This is a genomic window from Roseateles sp. (assembly GCF_046300915.1).
Taxonomy (GTDB): Bacteria; Pseudomonadota; Gammaproteobacteria; order Burkholderiales; family Burkholderiaceae_C; genus Kinneretia.
Map to the genome: position 1 here is coordinate 1 of NZ_JBKCLH010000203.1, position 2844 is coordinate 2844.

Genomic DNA, 2844 nt, shown 5'->3' on the forward strand with positions numbered 1-2844 from the left:
CCGTGGCTCACATAGGGCGAGAGCCGGCTCACCGCGCCCTCCAGCGCATAGCGGCTGCGGGCATAGGCCTGCGGGTCCACTAGGGCCAGGCGGGCCAGGGCTTCCAGCGCTTCGTAGGGGCAGTCCAGGGCGCTGCCGTCCACCCGCCAGGGGGCGGGCGCGTGGCGCCGCACATTCTCGGCATTGAAGAGATAGGGCTGGCGGCTGCCCGTGCCCGCCACCCATTGCCAGCTCAGGTGGTTGCTGGCCAGGTCGCCGTCCAGGAGATGGCCGTAGAGCCAGTCGGCGCCCACGCGCCAGTGCAGCTTGCGCCCATGCACCAGATAGCTGGCCAGCCAGAGCCGCGCGTGGTTGTGCAGCCAGCCCTCGTCGTAGAGCTGGGCCACGGCGCGGTCGATCACGGCCAGGCCCGTGCGACCCTGACGCACATCCTCCGGTAGCTCCTTGAGGTAGGCGCTGCCCGGCAGGGGGCCGGGGTGCAGATCCTGCAGGATGGCCTCGCCGCGCCAGTGCCAGCTGTCCTGGAAGTACTCGCGCCAGCCCAGCTCATAGACCCAGCTGTGCTGGGGCTTGAGCCCGGGGTGGCGCGCGGCCGCGGCCTGCAGCAGCTCGGGCAGGGCCAGCAGGCCGTGGCTCACATAGGGCGAGAGCCGGCTCACCGCGCCCTCCAGCGCATTGCGGCTGCGGGCATAGGCCTGCGGGTCCACTTGGGCCAGGCGGGCCAGGGCGGCGCTGCGGCGCGGCGGGAAGGGCGTATTCATCATGGGGTGCAGGTGGCGGTGTCGGCCTCGCGCAGGGCCTGGGCCTGGCGCTGTATGGCCTGGCGCTCGGCCTCGTCCAGGCGCTGGGCATTGCGGAACTGCATGGCCAGGCGGGGGTTGCCGCCCAGCTGATCGGCGTGGCGGATCAGGAAGTCCCAGTACTGCACGGTGAAGGGGCAGGCCGATTCGCCGTGGCGCAGCTCGGGCCGGTAGCGGCAGCCGCTGCAGTGCGGGCTCATGCGCTGGATGTACTTGCCGCTGGCGATATAGGGCTTGCTGGCCATCAGGCCGCCGTCGGCGTACTGGCTCATGCCCAGGGTGTTGGGCAGCTCCACCCATTCCACCGCGTCCACATAGACGGCCAGGTACCAGGCGTGGATCTCGCGCGGCGCCACGCCGCGCAGCAGGGCGTAGAGCCCGGTGAGCATCAGGCGCTGGATGTGGTGGGCGTAGCCGGTGTCCAGGGTCTGGACCAGGGCGTCGCGCAGGCAGGCCATCTCGGTCTCGCCGCTCCAGTACCAGGCGGGCAGGGGCTGCTGTGCGTCCAGGGCATTGAGCTCCAGATAGTCCGGCATGCGGGTCCAGTAGATGCCGCGCACATACTCGCGCCAGCCCAGGATCTGGCGGATGAAACCCTCGGCGCTGGCCAGGGGCACCCGGCCCGCGCGATAGGCCGCCTCGGCCGCGGCCACCACCTCGCGCGGCGTGAGCAGCTTGAGGTTGAGCGCGGCCGAGAGCTGGGCGTGATAGAGCCAGGGCTGGCCCGGCCAGATGGCATCTTGATACTGGCCGAACAGGGGCAGGCGCTCCTCGATGAAGCGCGAGAGCGCCCGCAGCGCGCTCTCGCGCGTGAGCGGCCAGGCAAAACGCGCCAGGCGGCCGGGGTGACGGGCAAAGCGCTGCGCCACCAGGGCCAGCACCTCCTGGGTCAGGGCGTCGGGCGGCTCCCACAGGGGCTCGGGGAGCAGACCCGGACCGCGCGCATCGAAGGCGCCGCGGTTCTCGGCATCGAAGTTCCACTGCCCGCCCAGGGGCTCGCCCTGCTCGTCCAGCAGCACGCCGTGGCGGCGGCGCTGCTCGCGGTAGAAATACTCCATGCGCAGCTGCTTGCGGCCGCGCGCATGGGCGGCGAACTCGCGCACGCTGCAGAAGAAGTGCCGGTCCTCCCGCACGTCCAGCGCCAGGCCGGCCTGGGCGGCCACCCCGCGCAGGGCCTGCAGCACGCGCCAGTCGCCCGGCGCCGTCATGACCAAGGCCTGGGGGCGCAGTTCCTGGATGGCAGCGGCCAGCTCGGCGGCCAGGCTGCCACGGTTGTCCGGCGCGTCCAGGCGCCGGTAGTGCAGGGGCCGCCCGGCGCGCTGCAGGGCCAGGGCGAAATGCCGCATGGCCGCCAGAAAGAGCGCGATGCGCGGCTGGCTGGACCAGACATGGGTGGATTCCTCGGCCACCTCGGCCATCCAGACCGCGTCCCGCGCGGGGTCGAAGCCGTCGAAGGCGCTGGCCCCCAGATCCAGCTGGTCGCCCAGCACCAGCACCAGATGGCGCAGCCGCGGCTCAGCCATGGCGGGCGCGCGCGCGGCGGCAGGCCTCGGAGCAGTAGCGCACCTCGTCCCAGACCTTGGCCCAGCGCCGGCGCCAGCTCATGGGCCGGCCGCAGGCGGCGCAGGGTTTGCTGGGCAGGGCCTGCTTGTTACCCCGAAAACCAGAGGCTTCGCGCATGCCGCCCTCAGCGCCGCCACAAGGGGCGCAAGCGCAGGAACAGGCGGTAGCCCAGCTCCAGCAGGGCGGGCAGGGGGCCGCGGTTGAGCAGGCGGCCCAGCCAGGCCCAGCGCGGCAGACCCTGCCACAGGGCCAGGAAGCCGCGGGCGCCGCTGATCAGGCGACCCCGCTCATCCCGCACATGCAGGCGGGCCAGGGCGGTCTCGCGGTCCAGGCCCGGGCCCAGGGCCTGGGGCTCGCAATGGGCGGCGTCCACCCAGCACAGCTGTTCGGCGCCGGGCTGGCTGCGGTAGAGCGCGATCTCGCGCCGGCAGACCGGGCAGGCGCCGTCGTAATAGACGGTGAGCGCTGCGGGGCGGGTCGT

General features: G+C 72.7%; 4 protein-coding genes. All 4 read right to left on the bottom strand.

What is annotated here, in order from left to right; translation table 11 throughout:
- A partial coding sequence (locus ACK5F2_RS15495; protein WP_409866153.1) for an FAD-binding domain-containing protein occupies positions 1-764 on the bottom strand: 764 nt, incomplete at its 3' end.
- On the bottom strand, positions 761-2323 hold the full coding sequence (locus ACK5F2_RS15500) for a cryptochrome/photolyase family protein (protein WP_409866155.1): 1563 nt from the start codon (positions 2321-2323) through the stop codon (positions 761-763). The genes ACK5F2_RS15500 and ACK5F2_RS15495, both read right to left, overlap by 4 nt.
- Complete coding sequence (locus ACK5F2_RS15505) at positions 2316-2480, bottom strand: DUF2256 domain-containing protein (RefSeq protein ID WP_409866158.1); 165 nt, start codon at positions 2478-2480, stop codon at positions 2316-2318. Before ACK5F2_RS15505 ends, ACK5F2_RS15500 begins: the two co-directional genes overlap by 8 nt.
- A gap of 7 nt (positions 2481-2487) precedes the next feature.
- Positions 2488-2844, bottom strand: a 357-nt coding sequence (locus tag ACK5F2_RS15510; RefSeq protein ID WP_409866160.1) for a thiol-disulfide oxidoreductase DCC family protein, incomplete at its 5' end; no start/stop codon positions are given.